The sequence below is a fragment of the Streptomyces brasiliensis genome, from assembly GCF_014647875.1.
Taxonomy (GTDB): domain Bacteria; phylum Actinomycetota; class Actinomycetes; order Streptomycetales; family Streptomycetaceae; genus Streptomyces; species Streptomyces brasiliensis.
Window position 1 is genome coordinate 36,957 of the sequence record NZ_BMQA01000015.1, and the last position, 24,935, is coordinate 61,891.

The 24,935-nt window shown below is 71.1% G+C and carries 17 protein-coding genes and 3 pseudogenes; 9 read left to right on the forward strand and 11 right to left on the reverse strand.

Going from position 1 to position 24,935, the window contains the following annotated elements; translation table 11 throughout:
- Positions 1-20 precede the first annotated feature (20 nt).
- From IEZ19_RS22955 to IEZ19_RS22970, 4 genes are read right to left on the reverse strand one after another with little or no spacing between them, the layout of a single operon-like run.
- Positions 21-1,229: an SGNH/GDSL hydrolase family protein gene (locus IEZ19_RS22955; RefSeq protein WP_189313158.1), complete on the reverse strand. Its 1,209-nt coding sequence runs from the start codon at positions 1,227-1,229 to the stop codon at positions 21-23.
- Positions 1,226-3,580, reverse strand: a complete 2,355-nt coding sequence (locus tag IEZ19_RS22960) for a glycosyl hydrolase family 95 catalytic domain-containing protein (RefSeq protein ID WP_189313159.1) — start codon at positions 3,578-3,580, stop codon at positions 1,226-1,228. Before IEZ19_RS22960 ends, IEZ19_RS22955 begins: the two co-directional genes overlap by 4 nt.
- A gap of 25 nt (positions 3,581-3,605) precedes the next feature.
- Complete coding sequence (locus IEZ19_RS22965) at positions 3,606-5,414, reverse strand: alpha-galactosidase D (RefSeq protein ID WP_189313160.1); 1,809 nt, start codon at positions 5,412-5,414, stop codon at positions 3,606-3,608.
- Positions 5,415-5,450: 36 nt separating this feature from the next.
- Positions 5,451-6,644: an ROK family transcriptional regulator gene (locus tag IEZ19_RS22970; protein ID WP_189313161.1), complete on the reverse strand. Its 1,194-nt coding sequence runs from the start codon at positions 6,642-6,644 to the stop codon at positions 5,451-5,453.
- 352 nt (positions 6,645-6,996) lie between these two features.
- On the opposite strand from IEZ19_RS22970, the gene IEZ19_RS22975 reads away from it, so the two are divergent.
- The 5 genes and pseudogenes from IEZ19_RS22975 to IEZ19_RS22995 all read left to right on the forward strand — a co-directional run.
- The gene (locus IEZ19_RS22975) at positions 6,997-8,211 is read left to right on the forward strand and encodes a serine hydrolase domain-containing protein (protein WP_189313162.1); all 1,215 of its coding nucleotides are present in this window, start codon (positions 6,997-6,999) and stop codon (positions 8,209-8,211) included.
- Positions 8,212-8,310: 99 nt separating this feature from the next.
- A complete protein-coding gene (locus IEZ19_RS22980) occupies positions 8,311-9,675 on the forward strand; it encodes a CAP domain-containing protein (protein ID WP_189313163.1) in 1,365 nt (454 codons plus the stop codon).
- A gap of 81 nt (positions 9,676-9,756) precedes the next feature.
- Positions 9,757-10,433 (forward strand): annotated as a pseudogene (locus IEZ19_RS22985) (AIM24 family protein).
- 326 nt (positions 10,434-10,759) lie between these two features.
- Positions 10,760-11,719: a threonine/serine dehydratase family protein gene (locus tag IEZ19_RS22990; RefSeq protein ID WP_189313164.1), complete on the forward strand. Its 960-nt coding sequence runs from the start codon at positions 10,760-10,762 to the stop codon at positions 11,717-11,719.
- A 129-nt stretch (positions 11,720-11,848) separates the two neighbouring features.
- Positions 11,849-12,072: pseudogene (locus IEZ19_RS22995) on the forward strand (DUF2238 domain-containing protein); the annotation flags it as partial.
- Between the two features lie 40 nt (positions 12,073-12,112).
- Here IEZ19_RS22995 and IEZ19_RS23000 read toward each other — a convergent pair.
- From IEZ19_RS23000 to IEZ19_RS23015, 4 genes are all read right to left on the reverse strand, one after another.
- On the reverse strand, positions 12,113-13,096 hold the full coding sequence (locus tag IEZ19_RS23000) for an aldo/keto reductase (RefSeq protein WP_189313165.1): 984 nt from the start codon (positions 13,094-13,096) through the stop codon (positions 12,113-12,115).
- Between the two features lie 86 nt (positions 13,097-13,182).
- Positions 13,183-13,767 (reverse strand): TetR/AcrR family transcriptional regulator, encoded by a 585-nt coding sequence (locus tag IEZ19_RS23005; RefSeq protein WP_189313166.1) that lies wholly within the window; start codon positions 13,765-13,767, stop codon positions 13,183-13,185.
- Positions 13,764-15,257, reverse strand: a complete 1,494-nt coding sequence (locus IEZ19_RS23010; protein WP_189313167.1) for an MFS transporter — start codon at positions 15,255-15,257, stop codon at positions 13,764-13,766. The genes IEZ19_RS23005 and IEZ19_RS23010 overlap by 4 nt, the downstream gene beginning before the upstream one ends.
- Before the next feature lie 87 nt (positions 15,258-15,344).
- Positions 15,345-16,547 carry an FAD-dependent monooxygenase gene (locus IEZ19_RS23015; RefSeq protein WP_189313168.1) on the reverse strand — a complete coding sequence of 401 codons (1,203 nt, stop codon included), beginning with the start codon at positions 16,545-16,547 and terminating at the stop codon, positions 15,345-15,347.
- Positions 16,548-16,808: 261 nt separating this feature from the next.
- On the opposite strand from IEZ19_RS23015, the pseudogene IEZ19_RS23020 reads away from it, so the two are divergent.
- Together IEZ19_RS23020 and IEZ19_RS23025 are read left to right on the forward strand one after the other, a co-directional pair.
- A pseudogene (locus tag IEZ19_RS23020) lies at positions 16,809-17,063 on the forward strand (ABC transporter ATP-binding protein); the annotation flags it as partial.
- Positions 17,060-19,411 (forward strand): ABC transporter permease, encoded by a 2,352-nt coding sequence (locus IEZ19_RS23025; RefSeq protein WP_189313169.1) that lies wholly within the window; start codon positions 17,060-17,062, stop codon positions 19,409-19,411. The pseudogene IEZ19_RS23020 and the gene IEZ19_RS23025, both read left to right, overlap by 4 nt.
- A 364-nt stretch (positions 19,412-19,775) precedes the next feature.
- Here IEZ19_RS23025 and IEZ19_RS23030 read toward each other — a convergent pair whose 3' ends face one another.
- From IEZ19_RS23030 to IEZ19_RS23040, 3 genes are all read right to left on the reverse strand, one after another.
- Complete coding sequence (locus tag IEZ19_RS23030; protein WP_189313170.1) at positions 19,776-20,231, reverse strand: NUDIX domain-containing protein; 456 nt, start codon at positions 20,229-20,231, stop codon at positions 19,776-19,778.
- Positions 20,232-20,602: 371 nt separating this feature from the next.
- Entirely contained in the window at positions 20,603-21,298 is a 696-nt protein-coding gene (locus IEZ19_RS23035) for a ribonuclease H family protein (RefSeq protein ID WP_189313171.1), read from the reverse strand.
- A gap of 34 nt (positions 21,299-21,332) precedes the next feature.
- A complete protein-coding gene (locus IEZ19_RS23040; RefSeq protein ID WP_189313172.1) occupies positions 21,333-22,127 on the reverse strand; it encodes a VOC family protein in 795 nt (264 codons plus the stop codon).
- Positions 22,128-22,289: 162 nt separating this feature from the next.
- On the opposite strand from IEZ19_RS23040, the gene IEZ19_RS23045 reads away from it, so the two are divergent.
- Positions 22,290-23,297, forward strand: coding sequence for a zinc-binding alcohol dehydrogenase family protein (locus IEZ19_RS23045; protein WP_189313261.1), 1,008 nt, complete (start codon positions 22,290-22,292; stop codon positions 23,295-23,297).
- 193 nt (positions 23,298-23,490) lie between these two features.
- Positions 23,491-24,933, forward strand: coding sequence for a family 2B encapsulin nanocompartment shell protein (locus tag IEZ19_RS23050; RefSeq protein WP_189313173.1), 1,443 nt, complete (start codon positions 23,491-23,493; stop codon positions 24,931-24,933).
- The last annotated feature ends 2 nt before the right edge of the window (positions 24,934-24,935 follow it).

Sequence of the window (24,935 nt, forward strand, 5' to 3'; positions counted from 1 at the left end):
CGCCCCTCGCGGGGTGCGGTTCACGAGGTGCTGTGGTCGCAGTCGAGCGCGGCGAGGTCGACGGCATCGGCCATGGCCTGCATGCCCTTGTCGTTGGGGTGGAGGTGGTCGCCCCCGTCCAGGAAGGGCAGGATGCGTTCGGGGTCGTAGGGGCTGCGCAGGACGTGGTCGAAGTCGGTGACGGCGTCGAACTCCCCGCTGGTGCGGACGAATTCGTTCACCTCCTGGCGTACGGACTCGGCGTCCGGGTCCCACTCCGACCAGCCCTTGAACGGGGCGACGGTCGCGCCGACGACGCATTTGCCGGCCGCACGGGCCCGGGCGGCGATCTCGCGGTACCCGGCGATCAGGTCTTGTGCGGTGACGCCGGTGTGGGCCTTGAGGTCGTTGACGCCCTCGAAGACGAAGACGGTGCGGACGCCCGGCTGGGACAGGACGTCGCGGTCCAGCCGGTTGAGGGCGCTCTGTCCGGCGCCGTCGGCCAGGACCTTGTTGCCGGAGATCCCTTCGTTGGCCACGCCCTGGACGTCGGTGCCGGCGGTCTGGAGCCGGCGGGCGAGGTAGTCGGGCCAGCGGCGGTTCATGTCGGAGGTGGACTGCCAGCCGTCGGTGATGGAGTCGCCGAGCGCGACCACGGCGGCGGTGGTCGCGCTCCGCGGGCGGACGGAGACGGCATCGAGGTAGAGCCAGGAGCCGGTCGTGCCGGTCCAGTGGGTGGCGGCCTCCTCGCCGGTGTGGTCGCCGTCGGTGACGTACGACGTCTGCATGGCCATCCCGTGCCCGGTGGCGGGGCCGGCCGCGTCCGGGCTGTGGAGGCTGACGACCAGGTTGGTCCCGGCCGGCAGCTTCCCGGGCAGCGGGTCGCTCCACACGGTGGCACCCGCCGCAACGGTGACCGTGTGGGCGCCCGCGAAGGTCAGCGGACGGTTGCTGCCCCTCTGCAGCGCGGCTCCCTGGTCCTGGAGACCGGCGTAGACGCTGTCGAGGGTGAGCGGCCGGTCGCCGAAGGCGTTGGACAGGCGGATGCGCAGATCGCTGCCGGCAACGCTGGTGTGCACCACGAGCCGGTAGCCGCGGCCGGCGACGCCGTCGCCCAGGCGGTCGGCGCTCGCCGCCCAGGTGACGACGTCGTGCGGGGCGTCGGCCGCCCCGGCGGGAAGGGTCTGGCAGGCGACGGCCGCCACCAGAACGGCGGCCAGCCGGACGGCACGCGCCAGCCGGCCGGTCACCGGGCGAAGTCCTTCAGCGTGACGGACTGCCCGGGGCTCAGGCTGACCTTCCGGGACGTCCCGCCGAACGCCACCGTCGTCGTACGGCCGCCGCCGCTGCGGATGCACGCCTCGGTCGGCCGGCCGTCCTGCCATCGCAGGTCGACGACGAAGCCGCCGCGGGCGGCGGCCCCGGTGACGGAGCCGGAGGCCGCCCAGGCGTCCGGAAGGGCCGGCAGCAGTTCCAGGTGGCCGGGCCGGGAGTACAGCAGCATCTCGCTCATCGCGGCCGGGGTGCCGAAGTTGGCGTCGATCTGGAAGATGCCCCGGCCCTGTTCGACCTGGTAGATGTCGAAGAGGTTGGGTGCCGTGCCGTTGCTGCCGCCGGTCGAGGGGCGGAGGTTGTTCACGATCAGCTGGTAGGCGTTGTCGGCGTTCTTCAGCCGCGCCCAGCACAGGCTGCGCCAGGCGTTGGCCCAGCCGAAGCTCTCCATCCCGCGGGCGGTGAGCAGCGCGGTGGCGCCGTCCACGATGTCCTTCGGGGTGGAGCCGTCGGGGCGGATGCGGTCGCCGGGGAACAGACCGACGAGCGGGGAGAGATGGCGGTGGGTGGTCTCGCCCAGGTTGTCCGGGGACATCCACTCCTCCAGCCAGCCTGTGGTGGGGCTGACCCGGGGCAGGTACAGCTTCTGGCGCAGCGCGGCGATCGTGCCCGAGTAGCCGGAGTCCTTCTTCAACTCGGCGGAGGCGACGCAGTAGTTGCCGAACAGCGCCCACACCAGTTCCTGGGCGTAGGTGATGCCCTTGGCGTCCAGCGGGCCCTGTTCGGGCGACCAGTCGCTGTCGGCGATGAGCATGTCCTGCGAGGTGCCCGGCAGGGTGGTGGTGAGCAGCCGGGCCTCCCAGAATTCGCAGGCGCCCTTGAGCAGCGGGTAGATCCGCTCGAGGTGGCTGCGGGAGCCGGTGAACTCGTAGTGCTCGAACAGGGTGTTGCACAGCCAGGCGTTGCCCGCCGGGTGCCACCACCAGCCGCCTCCGCCGTAGGGGTTGGTGGAGATGGCGACGGTCCAGCCGGCGTTCTTGCCGGAGGAGTTGCGGTACCGGTTGCGTGAGTCGTTGAACAGCCGGCGGGTGAGGTCCGTCCAGGACGGGAGCTGGGCGAGGCAGTAGTCGGTGAGCGCGTCGAAGCACGACGACAGGCCGGCGCGGTCGGCCATCCAGTAGTTCATCTGGATGTTGATGTCGGTGTGGTAGTCACCCATCCAGTCGGGGTCGTTGCCGTCGAGCCACAGTCCCTGGAGACCGAGCGGCAGGCTCCTTCGGGAGCCGGAGACCATCAGGTAGCGACCGAACTGCAGGTAGGCGGCCTCGAGTTCAGGGTCGGGGGCGCCGTCGCGGGCACGGGCCTGGATCCGTTCCCAGGTGTCGAGCGCGCGCTGCTCGGGTGTCGAGGTGCCGAGGGAGAGGCCGAACCGGCCGAACAGGTCCCGGTGGTCGGCGACATGGGTGTGCAGCAGCGTGTCCGCCGAGTGGCGGGCGGCGGCGCGCACCTTGGTGCGGGCCAGCGCCTCCGGATCGAGGGACGGGTCACGGTAGTCTGCGGCGGCGTCCGGTGCGTAGTTCGTGCCGCCGCTCACCACCACGGTCAGCTCCCGGCATCCGGAGAACGCGACCTGCGAGCCGGTCACCTCAACGCTGCCGCCGCTGCCGTACGCGGCGACCGCGGCACCGTAGCGCAGCCCGTTCGGGAAGGACCCGGCGAAGGACTCCGCGCGCGAGCTGTCCTCGCCGTGGGTTCCCTCCAAGGTGAGGGTGCCAAAGTAACGGCCGCCACCGCTCTGGGTGAGGTGCAGGACGATCACGTCGTCGGGGCGGCTGGCGAACAGCTCGCGCCGGTACGTCACTCCCGAGCGGACGTACGACGTGGTCACGACGCCCCGGTCCAGGTCGAGGGTGCGCCGGTAACCGGACACGGCGGACAGGTCGTGGTCGGGGAGGTCGACGGTGAGGCGGGCGAGGAGGGTGAAGGAGCCGAAGTCGGTACGGCCGTAGGGGAACTGGCCGTCGGCGTCGAGGGTGTCGTTGAGGCCGCCGGTCCACATCGTGGCGTCGGTGACCAGGAGGAGTTCGCGACCGGAGTCGTTGCTCGCGAGGGCGCCGAGACGACCGTTGCCGACGGGCAGGCCCTGCTCGATCATCGAGTGCTCGTCGGCCGGCGCCTGCCACCACAGCGTGTTGCGCGAAGTGCCGCTCTCCGCAAGGGAGTCAGGTCGCTGGGGTGCGGCGGTGGCGGTGAAGGCGGGCAGTGAGGCGAGGGCTCCGGTCGCCGCGGCTAGGGCGAGGAAGCCGCGTCTGCTGGGAACGTGTTCCATGGCGGGCTCCGAAGGCTCGGTCGCTCTAGCGGGGGGACTTGGGGACGTCGATGCGGTCGATGTCCGGCGCGTACCAATTGGCGCTGTCGAAGGTGATCGTGTTGGCGCCGGCCTTCAGCGACACCGGCACGCTCACCGTCTCCACGGTTCCCCAGTCACCGGTGGACGGGAACTTGTGGCTGGTGGCGCCGCCGCCGTTGGCGGACACGTCGGCCGAGCGGGCGTCACCGCTGACGTAGGCGACCTTCACCAGGTAGGTACCGGGCTTGTCGACGACAACGTTGTTGAAGGTGAGCTTGCCACCGAGGTAGAGGTTGCCGACCTTGTTCCCGCCGGAGCAGGCGGAGCAGCCGGCGACGGACGCGTTCCCGGCCAGGGTGTTGGTGGTGGACTCGGCCTCGTAGCCGGTCGTGGTGAGGGCGGAGCCGCGCGGGGTGACGGTGAACAGCCGGGAGCCGTGGGCGGGCAGAGCCTCGGTGATCTTGTTCTGGTAGGTGCCGAGGTTCTCGTGGTTCCACAGGTCACGCACGGCCGCCTTGCCGGTGAAGCCGAGGGTGGAGAAGTCGGCGGTGACGGCGGCGGGGGCGTCGGCGAGGTTGAACAGGGCGACGGTGTAGGTGCCGTCGGGGTTCTTCGCGGCCCACACCTGCTGGGCGTCGGAGGGGGTGACCGGCCGCGCGGGCGGCGTGTTGCCCTGGTTGACGGCGATGACCTCGCGGTTGGTGAGGAGCTTCACGCCGTAGTCGTCCAGCTTGGTCAGGTCGTCGCCGGTGTACAGCGGGGACTTGGCGATGGCCCACAGGGTGGCGTAGCTCTGCCGCTCGGCCTTGGTCAGGCCGTCCATCTCGCCGTTGCCGACGTCGAGGGAGTCGAGGTCGTTCCAGCCGCCGGGGCCCGCGTGCCGGGTCCAGCCGGGGGTGTCGTCCCAGCGGTCGTTGACGGAGTTCTCCCAGCTGACCAGGGTGTTGCAGTAGCACTCGACGTCGGTGTCGACGCGCCAGCCGTTGGAGTACTTCTTCCAGTCGTCCACATGGCCGATGTCCAGCGACCAGGACAGCTCCAGGTGGATGGGGCGCCCGGTGGCGGCTATCGCCTTCTGCCATGCGGCCACGTCGGCGACGTTGTTGTACTGGTCGCCGCTCTTGAAGGAACCGGGGCCGACGCCGTCGAACTTGAGGAAGTCGTAACCCCAGTCGGCGATCGCCTGGGCCTGGGAGTCGATGTACTTCTCCGCGCAGGGACGCGAGAAGTCCAGTTTGTACGCGCTGTCCCAGCCGTTGGTGGTGCGCAGGTCGGGGTAGACGATGTCGGCGGTGGTGCAGCCGGGGGCGTTCCAGATCGGCGAGTTGCCGTTGTTGTACGCCTCCTTCTCCAGGCCGACGGGCAGGTAGATGCCGGCCTTGAGGCCCTTGGCGTGGATGTGGTCGGCGACCGCCTTCATGCCGTGCGGGAAGCGGACCGGGTCGGCGGTCTGGCGCGCGTACTGGTCGAACTCGGGCTTCCAGGCGTTGTCGCGCCACCAGCCCGCGTCGATGTTGACGTACTCGTAGCCGAAGTTCTTCAGCTTGGCCGCGAGGGCGTCGGTCTGCTTGAGGACGTTGGCCTCGGTGAGATAGCTGTAGTCGCCGTCCGGGTTGAGGCCCGGGTACTTCGACGACTGCATGCTCCAACTCGACCAGCCCATGTAGGGCTTGGCGGCGACGGTCGACGCCGGGGTGGCGGCCGGGACGGCGTGGGCGGCCGGGACGGCGGTGGCGAGGCCCGCGGTGAGGGCCAGGACGAAGACGGCTCTGAGCCCGCGCGCGGGCAGGACGGAGTACGAGGGTGACCGCATGGGCCGTACCTCCAGTGGGTTTCGGGTCGGGGCGGCTCAGCCCTTGCCCGGCCTGTGGGTGGGAGTCGAGGTGATGAAGGACTGGATCGCGGCGGCCGCGGCCCCGCGCGCCCACTCCTCGAAGGGGAGCGGGCGAGTCTGTACGTCGCACTGCGCGGCGGAACCGAAGGCGGCCGCGCCGAACGAGTCACGGATCTGCTCGGCGAACAGGTCGTAGGCGGTCAGGCCCTCCCCGGAGATGATCACTCGTTCCGGGCCGAGGAGGTTGGCCACGGTCGCGATACCGCGGCCGATCGCCTCCCCCGCCCTCGCATACACCTCACGGGCTCCGGCGACACCCTGGTGAGCGAGGGCTACGGCCTCGGCGGTGTCCGCCACCGGACGTCCCGTCACCTCCCGCATCCGGGCGACGATCGCGGCGTCCCCGGCGATCGCCTCCACACAACCCCGGTTGCCGCAGTGGCAGGGCGGCCCGGCCGGGTCGATGGCCACATGACCGATCTCCCCCGCGACCCCGTGCGCGCCCGCGACCACCTGGCCGTGGACGACGAGCGCGCAGCCGATGCCCGCGCCGACCGTCACCACGGCGAAGTCCGAAAGCCCCACTCCGGCGCCGAACCACTGCTCGGCGATCGTCAGGGCGCGCACGTCGTTGTCGAGGGTGACGGGCAACCCGGTGGTCATGGCGGCGAGTTCGGCGAGCGGTACGTCCCGCCACTCCAGGAAGGGCGAGTAGCGGACGACGCCCTCGGCGCGGTCGACGTCACCGGAGACGGCGATGCCGAGGCCGAGCACGGCCACGCCCAGGTCGTCGGCGCCGGCGCGCAGTTCCTGCACCAGGCCGGCGGCCGAGGCCAGCACCGCCCTGGTGGCGCGGTCGGTGAGCGGGACGCGCCGGGCGAGGCGGATACGGCAGCACAGGTCGGTCAGGACACCGATGATCTCGTCGCCGGTGACCTTGACGCCGACGAACAGCGCCCGGCCGCCGTCGACGCGGACCAGATTCGCGGGCCGGCCCAGCGCGGGGCGGGCGGCCTCGTCGGCGTCCTCCACCAGGTAACCGGCCTCCAGCAGCGGGCGGACCGCCTTGGTCACGGCGGCCGCGGACAGCCCCGCCCGCCGGGCCGCGTCGAGCCGCGTGAGGGGGCCATGGGACAGCACCGTGGTGAAGATCTGCGAGGCCGCCGGGGTGTGTGCCGGGAACGTCTCGGTGCGGGAGGTCGAGCCCATGGCCGGGAACCTAGGGCCATTATTTTCCGCTGTCAATAAAAGAAACAGGGGTTGTCGAGGCGGCAGTTGATCCCGAGTGGCGAGGGCCGGTCCGGGCCGCGGCGCGCGGCTCCCACGCCTGACGCATCGGAGTACGCGGACGCGTGGGCACTTCCTTCGCCCGAAGGCGTCCGGGATCCCAATGGCCGCTTTTCAGGCTTATATGACATTTCTTTACACATCAATGCCACAGGGTGATCGTCTGACGATCAACTGTGTGTCGTCGCAGGAGATGTGACGGAGCGCGACTAAGTTTCCTCGCCGGAATGTGACCTGAATCGCACCGAAAACAGCAGAGATGGGAGGAGACCGCATGGTCTCAGGAACGGTGGGCAGCGGCGCGGTGCTCGGAGCGGTCGTGCTCTCGCTCCTTGCGGTACCGGCACAGGCCGCGACCGGCGAGGCGCGGGCCGGGGCACCGAACGGACTGCCTGCGCCCGACACGACGGGTCTGCGCGGTGTGCTGCGCACGGCGGTGAGCCAGGGCGCGCCCGGCGCGATGGCACGGATCGACGACCACGGCACGGTCCACACGATGACGCAGGGCGTCGCGGACCGGAGCACCGGGCGGGCCATCGCCACGGAAGACCGCTTCCGCATCGGCAGCGTCACCAAGACCTTCTCGACCGTCGTCCTGCTGCAGCTGGTCGACGAGCACCGGCTCTCCCTGGACGCACCGGTCAACCGGTATCTGCCAAAACTGCTCCCGGACGACCGCATCACGGTGCGCCACATCCTGAGCCACCGCAGCGGCCTGTACGACTACACGAACGACATGTTCGCCAACTCCGTCTCCGGCTTCGAGGCGGTGCGCAACAAGGTCTTCACCTACCGTCAGCTGATCGCCCTCTCCCTGAAGGGGAAGCGCACCAACGCGCCCGGCGCCGCCTACTCGTACTCGAACGCCAACTTCGTGGTCGCCGGCCTGCTCATCGAGAAGCTGACCGGCCACTCCGTGCGGACCGAGTACCAGAACCGCATCTTCCAGCCGCTGAAGCTGAACGACACGTTCTACGTGCACCCCGACACCAACCTGCCCGGCCGGTACACGCGCGGCTACCTCACCGCCGGTGCGAACGGAGCCTACGTCGACGCCACCCGGCAGACCGTCTCCTGGGCACAGAGCGCGGGCGCCATCATCTCCAGCACGCGCGACCTCAACACGTTTCTGTCCGCGCTGCTCGGCGGGCGGCTGATGTCGTCGGCGCGGCTCGTGGAGATGGAGCGCATGACGAAGGTGAACAGCACCATGGCCTACGGCCTCGGCCTGCGCCGCCGCGACCTGTCCTGCGGCGTCTCGGTGTACGGCCACACGGGCACCGTCCAGGGCTACTACACGTACGCCTTCGCCTCGAAGGACGGAAAGCGCAGCATCACCGCCGTCGCGAACACGTCCGCCAACACGACCGTGCAGGACACGATGGCGCGCACGCTGGAATCGGCGTTCTGCGGCAAGAAGGCGAAGTCGCGGTGGGGCTCGGTGGTGGAGCGGCACGAGGACATGGCACCGGGCTCGGCACGGGACTGAGCCGAAGCAGAGCCACTCCCCGTTCGTCCTCGCCCCCGGAAACCATCTCGCCGTCCCGCACGTTGTCCGCACGAAGCCTCACCTGCTGCGGGCGGTGCGATGAGCGAGCTGGTTGCCGGGGGCAATGTGCCTCTTCCGGGTGGCGCGCTCACGTTGCGCGTGCCCGGTCCCTTCGACGTGTCGGCGCTCGTCACCGGTGACAGCGGCAAGGTGAGCGGCGACGCGGACTTCGTGTTCTACAACCAGCCCGCCGCTCCCGGTGTCCGGCTCCGAGGTGACACGCTCACCGTCGATCCGGCGGCGCTGCGGGCCGGGGCCTCGCGTGTCACCGTGACCGTCAGCGCCGCCGACCCCGGCACGCCGCTCGGTACGCTGCCCGCGCCGACACTCCGGGTCAGCGACCGACAGGGCCGCAGCGTCGCCCGGTTCGTGCCGCCGCGCCCGCAGCGGGAGACGGTGCTGCTGCTCGCCGAGCTGTACCGGCGCGGCACGGGCTGGAAGCTGCGGGCGATCGGGCAGGGCTACGCCGACGGACTCGCCGGGCTGGCACGGGACTTCGGCGTGCAGGTCGTGGACGAGCCGGTGACCCCCGCGAACCGAGCCGTCGTACCCGCTCAGCGGCGCAGCCCCACCGGGGCCGCGGTCACCGACGCCGCCCGTCCGCCCCGGCCCACTGCGCCCCCCGCACCCGACCCCGACGGATTTCTCGGCCTCGTCAATTCCGCCCGCGCACAGGCCGGTTCACCTCCCATAGACCTGGACGCCCGTCTGACCTCCGCCGCTCGCGCCCACGCCGCCGCGCTGGCCGCCGCCGGGCGCCTCGACACCGAGAGCCAGGACGGCACGTCCGTGCACCAACGGATCAGCGCCACCGGCTACACGTACGTCACCGTCGGCGAGCACCTCGTCTCCGGTCCGCGCACCCCCGCCGAGTTCGTCGCGTACTGCCTGCGCACCGAGCAGGCCCGGCGCACGCTCCAGGACCCGGCGTTCACCCACGCGGGGCTGGCCTACGTCCGCGGCCGCACCGGAGACACCTACTGGACCGCCCTGTGGGCCAGGCCCCTCACGCCGGGCGAGTTGGTCCGCACGTGTGCCGAGGTCGTCGAGCTCACCAACCGCGAGCGGCGGCGGGCGGGCCTGCCGCCGCTGGCCGTCGATCCGCTGCTCCAGGCCGCCGCGCAGGCGCACAGCGCGGACATGGTGACCCGGGACTTCTACTCCCACACCTCGCCCGAGGGCTCCCAGCCCTGGGACCGGGCGGCAGCGGCGAGGTCCCGGCGGCGCACGATCGGCGAGAACATCGCCTGCGGCCAGCGTTCGCCGGCCGAGGTGGTGAAGGGCTGGATGAACAGCCCGGGTCACCGCGCCAACATCCTCAAACGCGACTTCACCCACATCGGCATCGGCTTCGCCGGGGGCGGCCGGGCGGGGACGTACTGGACCCAACTCTTCGGCGCCTGAGGGCGAGGGCCGGAGGGCCGGACGAGACCGGCACACACCGTGATCTTGGCGGAACGACGCCCTCCGGGCCACCATGCCCGCATGAAGGGTGATCTCTTTTCCAGTGAGCACGTGGTGCAGCCGTCCGTCGAGGCGGGCATGTCCGTCGAGAACGCCAAATGCGTCAAGTACGCGGTGAACGGCGAGATGCTCGCCCGCCAGGGCGCGATGATCGCCTACCGCGGCGACCTCCGGTTCGAGCGCAAGGGCCAGGGCGTGGGCGGCATGCTGAAGCGCGCGGTCACCGGTGAGGGCCTGCCCCTGATGACGGTGCGGGGACACGGCGAGGCGTGGTTCGCGCACGAGGCCCAGAACTGCTTCATCGTCGAGATCGAGCCCGGCGACCTGTTCACGGTCAACGGCCGCAACGTGCTGTGTTTCGACGCATCGTTGGCGTACGAGATCAAGACGTCAAGGGCGCGGGGATCGCCGGCGGCGGGCTGTTCAACAGCGTCTTCACGGGGTACGGCCGGCTCGGTCTGGTCTGCGAGGGCAACCCGCTGGTGATACCTGTCTCCGCGCAGTATCCGGTGTACGTCGACACGGACGCAGTGGTGGGCTGGACCGCGCATCTGCAGACCTCGCTGCACCGGTCGCAGTCCATCGGCTCGATGCTGCGCGGTGGCTCCGGGGAGGCGGTGCAGCTGATGCTGCAGGGCGAAGGATACGTGGTGGTGCGGCCGAGCGAGGCGACCCCGCAGAAGGCCCAGCAGCACTGACGCGCCGCACCGTGATCCGGGTCCCGGACGCGACCCCTCCGGCCGTACCGACGTCTTGATCCACAACGATGCGACACCCCGGCCTTCACGGCCGGGGCACTCCCCTGCACGCCGTGTGGCGAAAGGCACCAGCACATCGACGACGTGCTGGGGATCTGGGGCGACCCGGCCGTCACGGACAAGTCCGTGCACGGCGATCTGCGGGCGCTCCTGGAGTTCCTGCTGCGCCGCGAGGTCTGAATCCTGCTTGACCTGCACGGCCCTCGCGAGGAAGGGTGCGAATCGGCGCGGTCTCTCACCCCACCGCGCCGGAAAGGGTGACAGCCTTGATCGGCATCTCGGACATCGAAGCCGCGGCGCAGCGCATCGCCGGCCATGTCGTACGCACCCCGACCGTGCCGAGCCCCGGCCTGTCCACGCTCCTCGGTGTCCCGGTCACCGTGAAGTTGGAACTGCTGCAGCGCACCGGCTCGTTCAAGGCGCGCGGCGCGACGGCGAAACTGTTGTCGCTGACCGAAGCCGAGCGGGCGGCGGGCGTGGTAGCGATGAGTGGCGGCAACCACGGGGTCGCCGTCGCGGTGATGGCCGCCGCGCTCGATGTGAAGGCGACCGTCGTCATGCCACGTACCGCGCCGGCGCGGTCCATCGCCCTCGCTGAGGAGGCCGGTGCCTCGCTGCGGCTCACGGACGGCATGGCCGAGGCGTTCCAGCTGGTCGATCGGCTGCGCGATGAGGGGCTCACGCTGGTCCACCCCTTCGACGACCCGGTGGTGATCGCCGGGCAGGGCACGGTGGGGCTGGAGTTCGCGGACGACGCCGACGAGCTGACGGATGTGCTCGTCAGCGTCGGCGGTGGTGGTCTGATCGCCGGTGTGGCGGCCGCGCTCCGGGCCCGCCGCCCGGACGTCCGGGTCTGGGGCGTGGAGACGGCGGGCGCCGAGGCCATGTCCGAGGCACTGGCGGCCGGTGGCCCCCTGCCGGTCGCGCTGTCGTCGGTCGTCACCACGCTGAGCGCTCCGTCCGTGTCCCAGCTGACGTACGACCATGTGTCGACCCTGGTCTCCGAGGTCCTCGTGGTCCCCGACCAGGAGGCGGTGGAGGGCTGTCTGGACCTGGCCGAGCACGCCAAGTTGTGGACGGAACCGGCAGCCGGCTGTCTGCTGCCCGCGGCCCGTCAGGTACGGAAGCGTGTGGGCGACGACGCGCGGCTCGGACTGGTGGTGTGCGGGGGCAATACGACGACCCGCGAGATCCTGGGCTGGGCGGAGCAGTTCGGACTGCTCTGAACGCGCAGGCCACGGCTGGCAGTTGAACAACAGGCAGAAACGCGTGGACATGGTCCAGCGCCTGGAGGACCTCCAGCGCGCGATCGGCACCTGCCTCGACGCGCTGCGCGGGGTGAGTGGCCGCGCGGGGCCCCGCTCACGGTGTGCGCCTGCCTGGCCTTCAGCGCGTGCTTCGAGCTGCTGGAGTGGGCGGCGGCCGAGATCGGCGGCCACGGTGCCGACGCGTTCCTCGCCACCCAGGGCGATGTGTGGGACACCCAGTGGGACATGTTCTGCGCCCTGACCGGGTCGGTCGTCTCGCTGCTGCTGCTCAGCCGTGTGCCGACCGGCAGTTGGCGGCGCTGGACGCGTGACAGGGGCGGTCCGAACCGGCCGCCCCTGCCGGTGCGTGAGCTACCAGCGGTTCTCGACCTGGTCCTTGATCCGGTGGTCGTAGAGGTCCCGGATCTCGGTGAGCGTCTCGGCGGGCAGGTCCGGCAGCTTGGCGGCGGCCGCGTTGGCGCGGGCCTGCTCCGGGTTGCGGGCGCCGGGGATCACCGTGGTGACGCCGGGCTGCTCGATGATCCAGCGCAGGGCGAGCTGGGCCGGGGTGTAGCCCTCGGGGGCGAGGGCGGCGAACTCGGCGGCCGCCTCGACCCCGGTCCCGTAGTCGACGCCGGAGAACGTCTCGCCCTGGTCGAAGGCCTCGCCGTGCCGGTTGAAGGTGCGGTGGTCGTTGGCCGCGAAGACGGTGTCCTTGGTGTACTTGCCCGACAGCAGGCCGGAGGCCAGCGGCACGCGCGCGATGATGCCGACGCCCGCCTCCCGGGCGGCCGGCAGCACCTCGCGCAGGGGCTTCATGCGGAACGGGTTGAGGATGATCTGCACGCTCGCCACGCCCGGCCGGGCGATCGCCGTCAGTGCCTCCTGGCAGGTCTCCACGCTGACGCCGTACGCCGCGATGCGCTCCTCCTCGACCAGGGTGTCTAGCGCGTCGAACACGGCGTCCGTGGAGTAGACGGGGGTCGGCGGGCAGTGCAGCTGCACCAGGTCGATGCGGTCGACGCCGAGGTTGCGGCGGGAGCGGTCGTTCCAGGCGCGGAAGTTGTCGAGGACGTAGTTCTCGGGGATCTGGTCGACCCGGCGGCCCATCTTCGTGGCCACCATCACATGCAGATCCGGCCTGCCGCGCAGGAAGGTGGCGATGGTCTGCTCGCTGCGCCCGTCGCCGTACACGTCGGCCGTGTCGAAGAAGGTCACACCCGCCTCGGCGGCCGCCTCCAGTACGGCGAGCGCCTCCTTGTCGTCGACGTCGCCCCAGTCGGCGCCGAGCTGCCATGTGCCGAGGCCGACGACCGATGCCCGCTGTCCCGACCTGTCGATTACGCGTTCGTCCATGGCGACAGTCTGTCATCCGTCACCGACACCCGCGGAACGGACTGCTCCGGGCGCTCACCTGCGCATCCTTCGCCCACACGGGTGATTCAGGACGCGGGCGTCAACTGATCCTGTACGACGGGGCCGTAACGCTCGGCGATGTCGTCGGCGGTGGCCGCGCGCAGATGGGGGCTGCGGGCGATGCCGTACATCACGCCGAGTCCGACCAGGGCGCTGACGGCGAGTTCCGCGCGCAGGCGGGCGTCGGGGCCGGGGAGACGCCCGGCGAGGCGTTCGGTGACCTGGGCGCGGAAGTTGGCGCGCAGGACCTCGCCGTGGTCGCCGTGCAGGGGCGCGAAGGCGATGCGCAGCAGCGGGTCGGCGCCGCGCTCGCGCTGGCTCTCCACCACGCAGCGGACCATGTGGGCGCCGAGGTCCGCCAGGGGCGCGTCCAGCAGCGCGTCCGCGTCGGTCTCGAAGGACATCACACGGGCGAACAACGCGTCCTTGTTGCCGAAGTACTTGAGGATGAGCGGCGGGCTCACCCCGGCGCGTTCGGCGACGGCCTTGAGGGTGATGTCGGCGTGCGCGTGCCGGGCCAGGAGATGGCGGGCGGCCCCGAGGATGGCCGCCTTGGTCGCCTCGGCGTCCCGGCGGGCGGGCGTGGCGGTGCGGGTACTCACGGCACTCATGCTCTCTCCATCGCCTCGTCGCGGGCGTCCGGAGCGGCGGCGCGCGCACGCGGGGAGTCGGCGCGGGCGCGGTCACCGGGGATGGACAGGGCGGCCGCGCAGGCGGCGAGCGCGACGGCGCCGGCCATGGCGAACGCCAGCAGGTAGCCGTGCAGCGTCGGCACCGGGACGCCACCGAGGGGGCTGCTGTGGTGCACCAGGACGGTGGCGACGGCCGCGCTGGAGACTGCCTGGCCGATGGTGCGCATCAGGACGTTGACTCCGTTGGCGGACGCGGTCTGCCCGGCCGGTACGGCCCGGAGGATCAGGGTGGGCAGGGCCGAGTAGGCGAGGGTGGTGCCCGTAGCCACCACCGTGGCACCGAGGATGATCATCCACAGGTCGCGGCTGTCGACGATACGCAGCACGTACCCGCAGGCGATGACGGCGGCGCCCAGGGCGAGGGTGATGCGCGGCCCGCGTGCGGTCGAGATGCGGGCGGACAGGGGCGAGATCAGCAACATGGTGACGCCGCCGGGCAACAGGCACAGGCCCGTGGCGACGATGGACAGTCCGAGCCCGTAGCCGGTGGCCTCGGGCGCCTGCACCAGCTGGGCGGTGACCAGGGAGTTGGCGTAGAAGGCGAATCCGGTCAGCAGGGCGGCCACATGGGACAGACCGACCCTCGGCCGCGAGACGAGACGCAGGTCGACCAGCGGCTGTCCGGTGCGCAGCTGCTGCCACCACCACAGGGCGAGGACGACGGCCGCGCCGAGGAAGAGCCCCAGGACGGGCGGGCTGCCCCAGCCCCACTGCCCGCCCTGTGACACCCCGAGCAGCAGACAGGTCAGGCCGACGGCCAGGCCGAGCGTGCCGAGGACGTCGAAGCGCCCCGGCTCCCGCACCGGCGACTCCTTGACCGCCCAGGACACCGCGGCCACACCGAGCGCCCCGAGCGCGCTGGTCAGCCAGAACATGGTGTGCCAGTCGGCGTACTGCACGACGAGCGCGGCCAGCGGCAGGCCCAGGGCCGCGCCGATACCGACGGTGGAACTCATCAGCGCGACCGCGGAACCCCGCCGCTCGGGCGGCAGTTCGTCGCGCAGGATGCTGATCGACAGCGGGACGACGGAGGCGGCGGCGCCCTGCAGCGCGCGGGCGGCGATCAGCAGACCGATGTCGGAGGTCAGGGCGCACATCACGGAGCCGACGGTCATCAGGGCGAGCGCCGACGTCAGCACCCTGCGCTTGCCGTACATGTCGCCGGCCCGGCCGAGCACCGGAGTGAGGCCGGCGCCGGACAGCAGGGTCGCGGTGACCATCCAGGAGACGGCGCCCGCCGAGGAGCCGGTCAGCCGGGGCAGATCCGGGAGCAGCGGCACGACGACGGTCTGCATGACGGCCATGAGGATGCCGCCGAAGGCCAGCACGGGGATGGTCAGCCGGTCCCGTATGCGCGTCGCCCCGGTGCGGTCACCGGGCGGCTGGGATATCGGGGCAGGCTGGTCCATCGGCGCTCCATGAGGTCGCGGAAAGCATGAGGTGAATGCCAATTCACCCTATCGAGTGAATTGATATTCACCAAAGTTGCCCGGTCCTCACGGACGGGAGCCCGAGGACCCTGCGTGCAGGGCCCGCGCGGCCCGTGGGCCGAGCCGGCGCTTGAGCCTGCGCAGCACCTCCAGCTGTCCGGCCGCCTTGTCGATGCCGTAGTACAGCTGCGGCGGGACGTACGGCAGCAGGGGTGAGTGGCGCCGGCCGAGCAGGGCGAACATCCGGTGCGGGGGCAGGTGGATGTAACGGGGCAGGTTCTCGTACCACTCGGCGCTGTGGCGGGCCGCACTCTGCACGGAGAGCAGGTCCGAGGCGCGCTGCCGTTCGTAGGCGGCGAGTGCGTCGGGGAGGGCGGCGTACTCGTGCAGGGCCGTGGCGAGGCACATCGCGTCCTCCAGGGCGAGGGTGGTGCCGGCGCCGATGGAGTAGTGCGTGGTGTGGGCGGCGTCGCCGACGAGGACGAGGTTGTCGCGGTACCAGGTGCGGTTGGTGAGGGTGGGAAAGGTCTGCCATGGACTGCCACCGCCCGGGCGGCGGATCAGGGGGTGGCCGTCGAGCACGTCGGCGAACAGCTTCTCCAGCAGGGCCAGGCCGTCGGCGTCGCCCAGCCGGTCCAGGCGGAGGCCGGCGAAGGTCTCGGGTGAGCATTCGACGACGCAGGTGCTGTGTTCGTGGCTGTAGCTGTAGCCGTAGCACCAGATCCAGCCGTGGTCGGTCTCGACGAAGGCGAAGGTGAAGGCGTCGAAGACCTTGGTGGTGCCGAGCCAGACGTAGTGGTTGCGCCCGGTCGTGATCCGCGTGCCGAAGTGGCCGTCGTGCCGGGCACGCAGGGCGCTGCGGATGCCGTCGGCGGCGACGACCAGGTCGGCGTCGCAGGGCGGGGCGGTGACCTGGCTCGCGAACTCCAGCCGTACGTCCAGGGAGCGGGCCCGTGCCGCGAGGACCTCGAGCAGCCGGTGGCGGCCGATGGCGAACCCGGGGTCACCGTTGTGACGGATCGTCAGGTCCCGTACGTGGGCGATGCCTTCGCTCCAGCGGACGGAGTGCTCCTCGATCGCGCGGACAGACTCGGGGTCGTGCGCGGCGAGTCGGTCGAGCAGCCCGCGCCAGTAGGTGACGCCCCAGCCATAGGTCGAGCCCTCGGGGTCGCGTTCGTGGACGGTGACGTCGTGGTCGGGGTTCCGCAGCTTGAGCAGGATCGAGAGGTACAGGCCGGCGGGCCCGCCTCCGACACAGACGACCTTCACGCGCTCACCCCTGGAAGTCGCTGAACGTAGCCGATCCGGACGCACAGTAGCAGGGCGGTCGAGCCGTTCGGTCGCGTCAGTACGCGGCGGTGAGCCACGCCACCCGGACGGGCGCCACCGGCGAAAGATCACCGGAAATGGGCATGCGAAGTCGGCAACCGATCGTCCCATGAGGCCCCGCATGCCGGAACTCTCGCGCGGCGACGGGTCACCGGAACCGCCGGATGCAGGGGCGCCCGACGGGCGGTCGCCACCACGACCGCGGTGGCCCGGGCGCTGATGAACCGGCCGGCGCTGCTCCTGGCCGACGAGCCGACCGGGGCCCTGGACACGGCCGCCGGACAGGACGTCAGCAGGCTGCTCACCGGCCTCAACGCCGAGGGCCAGACCATCGTCGTGGTCACCCACGACCTGGCTTTGGCCCGGTCCTGCACGAACCGTACGGTCCGGATCGCCGACGGCCGGATCACCGAAGACGTACGGTCGCAGGCCGTCGCCCCGGAGGCCGTCCGATGAGCGCGCTCGGCAAGGTGGTGCGCTCGGGGGTGGGGCGACGCCGGGTGCAGACGCTGGTGATCGGGCTCGCCACGATGATGGCGGTGGCCGCCTCCGTCCTCGGCGGATCGCTGCTCGTGGTTTCCGGCGCGCCCTTCGACGACGCCTTCGCCAGGCAGCACGGCGCGCATCTGTCCGTGCAGTTCGACGCGGGCACGGTGAGTGCCGGGCAGCTGTCGAAGTCCAAGGACACAGAAGGAGTGAGCAGTGCGGCCGGGCCGTTCCGTACGGCGACGGTCACCCCGCGGTCGGACGGGGCGGGCGGCCCCGGGTGGCCGATGACCGTGGTCGGCCGGGGCGATCCCGGCCGGGACGTGGACGAGGTGGCACTGCTCGACGGGCGGTGGCCCACGCAGTCCGGCGAGATCGTGCTGTCCGCCGACTCCTCGCTCTTCCCGACCATGGGCATGAAGATCACCTTCCCGGATCTGTCCGGCAGTCCGACACTGACGGTGGTCGGTGTGGCTCGCTCGGTCACGCAGACCGCTGACGCCTGGGTGGTTCCGTCCCAGATGCCGGCGCTCACCGCGCCCGGCAGCGGCGGCTACCAGATGCTCTACCGCTTCACCGACGCGGGCACCGCCGCGCAGATCACCGCGGGCGGCAAGGCTGTGACGGATTCCCTGCCGCCGGGAGCGGCCGTCGGCGAACATTCCTGGCTCACCGTCAGGAAGACCGCCGAGCGCGACACCGCCCTCTACGTCCCCTTCCTCATCGCGTTCGGCGCTCTGGGCCTGGTCATGTCGGTGCTCATCGTCGGCAACGTCGTTGCGTCGGCCGTGGGCACGGGAACGCGCCGCATCGGCATCCTCAAGGCCGTCGGCTTCACCCCGGCCCAGGTCGTGCGGGCCTACGTGGGCCAGGCGCTGATCCCGGCCGTCGTCGGCACGGCCCTCGGTGTTCTCGTCGGCCACGTGCTCGCCGTCCCGGTACTGGCCGAGACCGAGGAGGTCTACGGCACCTCGTCCCTGGCCGTCGCCCCCTGGGTCGACCTGGCGGTGATCGCCGGGGTGCTCGGCCTGGTGGCGGTGACCGGGTGTGCGAGTGCCTGGCGGGCCGGGCGGCTGCGTACGGTCGATGCGCTCGCCGTCGGGCGTACGGCTTCGGCGGGGCGCGGCCGGTGGGCGGCCCGCCTGGCCGGACGGCTGCCGTTGCCGCAGCCGGTCGCCCTGGGCCTGGCCCGGCCCTTCGCGCGGCCCGCCCGCGCGCTGGCCATGGGTACGGCGATCCTGTTCGGCGCCATCGCCGTCACGTTCACCGTGGGGATGGGCGCCTCGCTCGGCCAGGTGATGAAAGCCAAGGCCCACGCCGCCGCCGATGTCGTCGTGCCCGCGCCCTTGCCGGACTTCGGCCCCCAAGCCCCTGGCCCCGAGAAGCAGCCCACGGCCGATCCGGCTGCAGTCGCCGCGGCCATCGAGGCCAGCGCCGGAACCGGGAAGTACTACAGCTCCGCGACGGTGGGGGCGACCGTGTCCGGCCTGACCGGCACCATCGACGTGATCGCCTTCACCGGCGATGCTTCCTGGGGCGGCTACACGATGGTCTCGGGCCGCTGGATCGACAGGCCCGGCGAGGCCGTGGTCCCGACCCCCTTCCTGACTGCCACCGACACCCGCATCGGCGACACCGTCACCCTGAACGGCCTGGCCGAGCCGGTCACGGTCCGAATCGTCGGCGAGGTCCTCGACCCCCGCAAGGACGGCATGCAGGTCTTCACCGACGCCTCGACCCTCACGGTTGCACATCCCGACCTGACGGAGACGAGCCATCACATCGCGGTCACGTCAGGCACCGCCGTCTCCGACTACGTCGACGCACTGAACAAGGACCTGGCACCGCTGGGGGTCACCGCCCGGGCCGGCGGGCTCGACGCCGGCGGCGACATGGTCGTCACGCTCAACGCGCTGTCCGCGATCCTCACGCTGATGCTCGTCGCCGTTGCCGCGCTCGGCGTGCTGAACGGCGTGCTGCTCGACACCCGCGAGCGCGTCCGGGAGATCGGTGTCCACAAGGCGCTCGGCATGACCCCCCGGCAGACCGTCGCCATGGTCCTCACCTCGGTCGTCGTGACCGGACTGGTCGCGGGCGCTCTGGGCGTGCCGCTCGGCGTAGCCCTGCACAGTTGGGTCATCCCCGCGATGGGTGACAGTGTGGGGCTCCGCCTCCCTGGTTCCGTCATCGCCGTCTACCACGGGGCCGAACTGCTCCCGCTCGCACTCGGCGGCCTGCTCATCGCCACCCTGGGTGCGCTCCTGCCCGCCGGCTGGGCCGCCAGGGCCCGAACCGCCGCGGCCCTGCACACCGAATAGCAGGTCAGGTTCAGAGCTCATGCCTTGGACCCCCACCGCAAGGAGCGGTGGGCTGCTTCCCTCCAACTGGCGCAGGACGCGGGAGTTCCGGACCTCTTTCAGCTCCGGGATGTCGTTGTAGAGCGTGCCGAGGGAGACGCCGAGGATCTTGGCGAAGGTGGTGACACTGTCGGTCGGGGTGGGCAGCATGTCGCGGGCCGCGCGGACGAGGTCTCGTTGACGACGGTGGGGCGGGTATACCTCGGCGAGGGTCGCGGAGCTGTCCGAGGGCGACGGCGAGTTCGTTGCGGAGCCGTTCGCTCTCCTCGTTTCAGAGGCATCAACGCCGCCGTCCGCTACCAGGCGACCGCGCTGATCGCTGTCCTCAACGAGTGATTGTGACCGACGCCCTGCCACTGACAAGCATGCGGAGAGCGTCGGCAGCCGCTGGAGACAGCATGGTGTCGTCCTGCAAGTCGGCCAGAGGGATCCATACCGCCGCCTCGGTGGAACCATCGATCTCGGTCACCGTCAGCGCTCCGCCCTTGAGAGTCACGGCATAAAACAGCGCGGTCAGGCTCCAACTCACGTCGTTCCGCTGGACCGCGTATGTCCGCGCGTCGAGCAGCCGAGCCTCGGTAAGTTCAAGCCCCGTTTCTTCCAGCAGTTCACGAGCCAGGGCCTCGACGGGCTGTTCGCCAGGGTCGATCCCCCCGCCGGGCAGGTGAAACAGACCCGGCATGAAGACCGGTGAAGCGTCCGACAGCCGAACCAACAGCAGCCGATCGTCCTCGGCAGCGATCGCGTACGCCGATATGCGGGTCCGTACCTGGGCGTTCATGGGCCCCCTCCCTGCACCGAACCTTCCCGGCAGAACACCAACGCTCAAGATCGACTTTTGCCGGTCCAGACCCGGGCATACCCGATCCAGATGTCGGCGGGAATCGCGGGCAGGGCGTGCGGAGTTCGGATGGCTCCATAGGCGCGTTCATGCCGATGATCTCCTCAAAAGGCGTTGTCCGCTCGATTGTTGAAGACCAGGGTGGCCGAGCCACTTGCCACTTCGCCGTAGCTTCGGGTACACGGCCGGGTCGGCGGGCCGACGACCACCGGGGTCTCCCCCAACGCCCCGGAGTGCCGATGAATCCGTGGAACGACGTGCGTCCGGCGGGTCTGCTGGACCACACGGCGTTCCACACGTCCGACGTCTGATCAGGCCTCGGCGGTACGGCACTCCGGGTGGCCCCAGCCCTGCGCGTTCTTGGCGATGGACTCGCCGGCCGCGTAGGCGCGGCCGCACAGGCAGCGACCGGGGAACTTGGCCTTGATCGTGCGGGCGGACGCGCCGCCGGCCTGCTTGCGAGGCGCCGCCTTGCGGCGCGGGGTGGCCGAGGCGGGGGTGGTGGGTGACGGTGGGGGTTCCGGTGAGCCGAGGGCGCTGCCGGCCGGTTCCTGGACCGAGGCCGCCTGGCTGGCCGCCCGGTCGGCGAAGTCGTTCAGCCGGTCGCCGTCGACCTGGTGGGCGGCGACGTACCGGAACTCCACAGTGCGGCCGTCGAGCAGCTCGTCGATGCGCACGACCAGGTCCTGGTTGGCGACGGGCTTGCCGGCGGAGGTCTTCCAGCCGTTGCGCTTCCAGCCGGGCAGCCAGGTGGTGACGGCCTTCATCGCGTACTGCGAGTCCATCCGGATCTCGAGCGGCACGCCGGGGTCGGTCGCCGTCAACAGCCGCTCCAGCGCGGTCAGTTCGGCGACGTTGTTGGTGGCCCTGCCTAGCGGCCCCGCCTCCCAGTGAGCCGGGCTCTCCGTGTCGTCGGACACCACCCAGGCCCAGCCCGCCGGTCCGGGGTTTCCCTTCGAAGCCCCGTCGCACGCGGCCACAACTCGTTCACGCATGGGCTCGATCATGCCACGGCCGCGAGGGCCGCCCGGCCGGGGCCGGTCAGACGTCGACGGTCTCGGGCATCTGGCCCTCGGTGGTCGTGAGGTCGATCACCGAGAAGTTGGCGCCCTGCGGGTCGGTGAGCGCCGCGAACCGGCCGAAGGGGCTGGTCATCGGCCCGAACCGCAGGATCGCGCCGAGCTTGGTGGCCCGCGCGACCGCGCCGTCGCAGTCGTCGACGCCGAAGTACACGTTGATGTACGACGGGACCTCGGGCGGGAAGTCGTCCGTCATCCTCATCCGGCCGAGGACGGGCTGTCCTCCGAGGCTGAAGATCCGGAAGTCGACCGCGTCGTCCTGGGTCTGCTGGGCCGTGTACGGGAAGACGGCGGGCAGGAACGTGTCCGTCCGGCCGGGCTCACGGGTGAAGACCTCCGCCCAGCAGTAGGCGCCGGGCGCCCCGGTCGCCTCGAAGCCCTCGTGGACGCCGGCCTGCCAGACGCCGAACACGGCGCCGCCGGGCTCACGGGCCAGGCACATGGTGCCGAAGTCGCCGACCTGCATCGGCTCCATCAGCACCTCGCCGCCGTTGTCACGGATCGTCGCGGCGGTCGCGGCGGCGTCCGGGGACGCGAAATACAGACACCACTGCGACTGGCCCTCCTGGCCGGGCATCGGAGGTACGACGGCCGCGACCGCCTTGCCGTTCGCATAGGCCTGGGTGTAGTTGCCGTACTCCGACGACGACTCGCCGAAGGTCCAGCCGAGGACGTCGCCGTAGAAGCCCTTGGCTCCCTCGACGTCACTGAACATCGCATCGGCCCAACAGGGGGTTCCTTCTGTTCCTACGGCCATGGCGTGGCCCTCTTCCGTGCGACGGACTGTCCGGATTCTCACGCTAGCCATCGGCCGGGTTGCCCGCGCGCCGAACCGGCGGTTCCGGCGGACACTGGGGAGGGAGTGGGCGGATCCGGTGGGACGGGGCACGGCATGGCGGACTCGATGACGGCAGGGACGATGCGCGCGTGGTCGGTGAGCGCGCCCGCGCCGGTCGAGGACGATCCCCTCCGGTTCGTCGAGCGGCCGGTGCCCGTGCCGGCGGACGACGAGCTGCTGGTACATGTGCGGGCGTGCGGGGTGTGCCGCACCGACCTGCACGTCGCCGAGGGAGACCTGCCGGTGCGCCGGCCCGGGGTGACCCCGGGACACGAGGTGGTCGGCGTGGTCGCCGGCACCGGGGCGGCGGTCACGGACTTCGCGGTGGGCGACCGGGTCGGCGTGGCCTGGCTGCGGCGCACGGACGGCACCTGCGCCTACTGTCTGCGGGGCGCGGAGAACCTGTGCCCGCGCTCCGAGTACACCGGCTGGAACGCCGACGGCGGTTACGCGGAGTACACGACCGTCCCGGCGGGCTTCGCGTACCGGCTGCCGGAGGGCGTCGAGGACGTGGCCCTGGCCCCGCTGCTGTGCGCCGGGATCATCGGCTATCGCGCGCTGCGGCGGACCTCGCTGCCGACGGGCGGCCGGCTCGGGCTGTACGGGTTCGGGGGCAGCGCCCATCTGTGCGCGCAGGTGGCGCTCGCCGAGGGTGCGACCGTGCACGTCCTGACGCGGGACGCGGCGGCCCGGCGGCTGGCGCTCGATCTGGGCGCCGCCTCGGTGCGCGACGCCTACGACGTGCCGCCGGAACCCCTGGACGGCGCGATCATGTTCGCGCCGGTCGGCGACCTGGTGCCGGTCGCGCTGCGGGCGCTCGACCGCGGCGGGATCCTCGCTGTCGCCGGCATCCATCTGAGCGACGTCCCCGCGCTGCACTACGAGACCGACCTCTTCTACGAGAAGGAGCTGCGCAGCGTCACCTCCAACACCCGGGCGGACGGCCGCGAGTTCCTCGGACTGGCGGCACGGCACGGGGTGCGCGCGACGACGCACACCTATCCGCTGTCGGATGCGGCGCAGGCGCTGAAGGACCTCAAGGCGGGCCGTTTCGACGGGGCCGCGGTGCTGGTGAACGATCTTTCCTGAGTCCGAAACCCCTGGTGTCACCCGGTGCGGGAGCGTTCGACCGGCGCGCGATCACGCGGTACGGCGTTCCGCGCCCCGTATCACGGGTTTGCTCATGTCTCGCCGGAAGACGCCCTCTTCGCGCCGTACCGGATCTTCGTCCCGGCTGTTTGGCTTGTTCCCGGTCAGCCCCGTTCACCTCCCTGGAGGGAATGTGTCCACACCGGACAGCCCCAGCGTGTCCGCAGCAGACGAACCCGCCCCCGGCCCGCCGGCCGACGCGCAGCTCACCAGTCTCAGCACCCGGGCGGCCCGTCAGCTCACCACGACCACCAAGTCCGAACCGCAGATGCAGGCCATCACCTCGCGTTGGCTGCTGAAGACGCTGCCGTGGGTCGACGTCAAGGGCGGCGCCTACCGGGTGAACCGGCGCCTGCAGGTGAGCACCGGCCGCGGCCGGGTGCACTTCGGGCAGAACGGCGCGGACGGCATCCGGGTCGTCGCCGAGACGCTGACCGAACTGCCGGTACTGCGCGGCTATCCCGACACGGACGTGCTGCGCGAGCTGGCCGGCCGGTTCCAGGCCCGTGACGTGCGCGCCGGGCAGGTCCTGTTCGAGGCCGGGCAGCCCGTGACGGAGGCGTATCTCGTCGCGCACGGCCGGTTCACCCGGTTCACCGCCGGAAAGTACGGCGAGGAGGAGGTCATCGGGGTCGTCACCGACGGCGACCAGATGGGCGACGAGGCGGTCGGCCAGTCCGACCCCCTGTGGCTCAGCTCGGTGCGGGCTGAGACCTCGGGCGTCGTGCTGGTGCTGCCCTGGTCCGTCGTCGAGGAGTTGACCGAGCGGGTGCCGTCCCTGGCGGCGCATCTGGCGGACTACGTCGAGCGGCAGCGCAGGCCGATGAACCGCAAGGGTGAGGCGGACGTCCCGGTCCAGGCCGGCCATGTGGGCGAGCCGACGCTGCCCGGCGGTTTCGTCGACTACGAACTCGCCCCGCGGGAATACGAGTTGTCCCTCACGCAGACCGTGCTGCGGGTGCACTCAAGGGTCGCCGACCTCTACAACGACCCGATGAACCAGACGCAGCAGCAACTCCGGCTGACCATCGAGGAGATCCGCGAGCGCCAGGAGTGGGAGCTGGTCAACAACCGGGAGTTCGGGCTGCTGCACAACGTCGACCACGGCCAGCGCATCAGCACCTACACCGGTCCGCCGACCCCGGACGACATGGACGAACTGCTCTCCATGCGCCGCAGCACCAAGGTGTTCCTGGCCCATCCGAAGGCGATCGCGGCCTTCTTCCGGCAGTGCAACAAGCGCGGTCTGGTGCCCGGCACCACGAACGTGGACGGCCACGAGGTGCCGGCCTGGCGCGGTGTCCCGATCTTCCCGTGCGGCAAGATCCCGGTCGGCCGGGACCACACGAGCAGCATCATCGCACTGCGCACCGGCGAGGCCGACCAGGGCGTCGTCGGGCTCTACCAGACCGGTATCCCGGAGGAGCACCAGCCCGGTCTGAACGTCCGGTTCATGGGCATCGACACCGCCGCGATCATCAGCTATCTCGTCACCGCCTACTACTCCCTGGCAATCCTGGTCCCGGACGCGGCCGGGATCCTCGAGAACGTCCAGATCGGCCGGAGCGCCGAATGACG

What these genes read in the sequence shown, in the direction of transcription:
- IEZ19_RS23000 (WP_189313165.1), bottom strand. Translation starts at nt 13,096, where the DNA reads ATGGACGAACGCGTAATCGACAGGTCGGGACAGCGGGCATCGGTCGTC.
- IEZ19_RS23035 (WP_189313171.1), bottom strand. Translation starts at nt 21,298, where the DNA reads ATGATCGAGCCCATGCGTGAACGAGTTGTGGCCGCGTGCGACGGGGCT.
- IEZ19_RS23040 (WP_189313172.1), bottom strand. Translation starts at nt 22,127, where the DNA reads ATGGCCGTAGGAACAGAAGGAACCCCCTGTTGGGCCGATGCGATGTTC.
- IEZ19_RS23025 (WP_189313169.1), top strand. Translation starts at nt 17,060, where the DNA reads ATGAGCGCGCTCGGCAAGGTGGTGCGCTCGGGGGTGGGGCGACGCCGG.
- IEZ19_RS22980 (WP_189313163.1), top strand. Translation starts at nt 8,311, where the DNA reads ATGAGCGAGCTGGTTGCCGGGGGCAATGTGCCTCTTCCGGGTGGCGCG.
- IEZ19_RS23045 (WP_189313261.1), top strand. Translation starts at nt 22,290, where the DNA reads ATGCGCGCGTGGTCGGTGAGCGCGCCCGCGCCGGTCGAGGACGATCCC.
- IEZ19_RS23005 (WP_189313166.1), bottom strand. Translation starts at nt 13,767, where the DNA reads ATGAGTGCCGTGAGTACCCGCACCGCCACGCCCGCCCGCCGGGACGCC.
- IEZ19_RS23030 (WP_189313170.1), bottom strand. Translation starts at nt 20,231, where the DNA reads ATGAACGCCCAGGTACGGACCCGCATATCGGCGTACGCGATCGCTGCC.
- IEZ19_RS23010 (WP_189313167.1), bottom strand. Translation starts at nt 15,257, where the DNA reads ATGGACCAGCCTGCCCCGATATCCCAGCCGCCCGGTGACCGCACCGGG.
- IEZ19_RS22960 (WP_189313159.1), bottom strand. Translation starts at nt 3,580, where the DNA reads ATGGAACACGTTCCCAGCAGACGCGGCTTCCTCGCCCTAGCCGCGGCG.
- IEZ19_RS22975 (WP_189313162.1), top strand. Translation starts at nt 6,997, where the DNA reads ATGGTCTCAGGAACGGTGGGCAGCGGCGCGGTGCTCGGAGCGGTCGTG.
- IEZ19_RS22970 (WP_189313161.1), bottom strand. Translation starts at nt 6,644, where the DNA reads ATGGGCTCGACCTCCCGCACCGAGACGTTCCCGGCACACACCCCGGCG.
- IEZ19_RS22965 (WP_189313160.1), bottom strand. Translation starts at nt 5,414, where the DNA reads ATGCGGTCACCCTCGTACTCCGTCCTGCCCGCGCGCGGGCTCAGAGCC.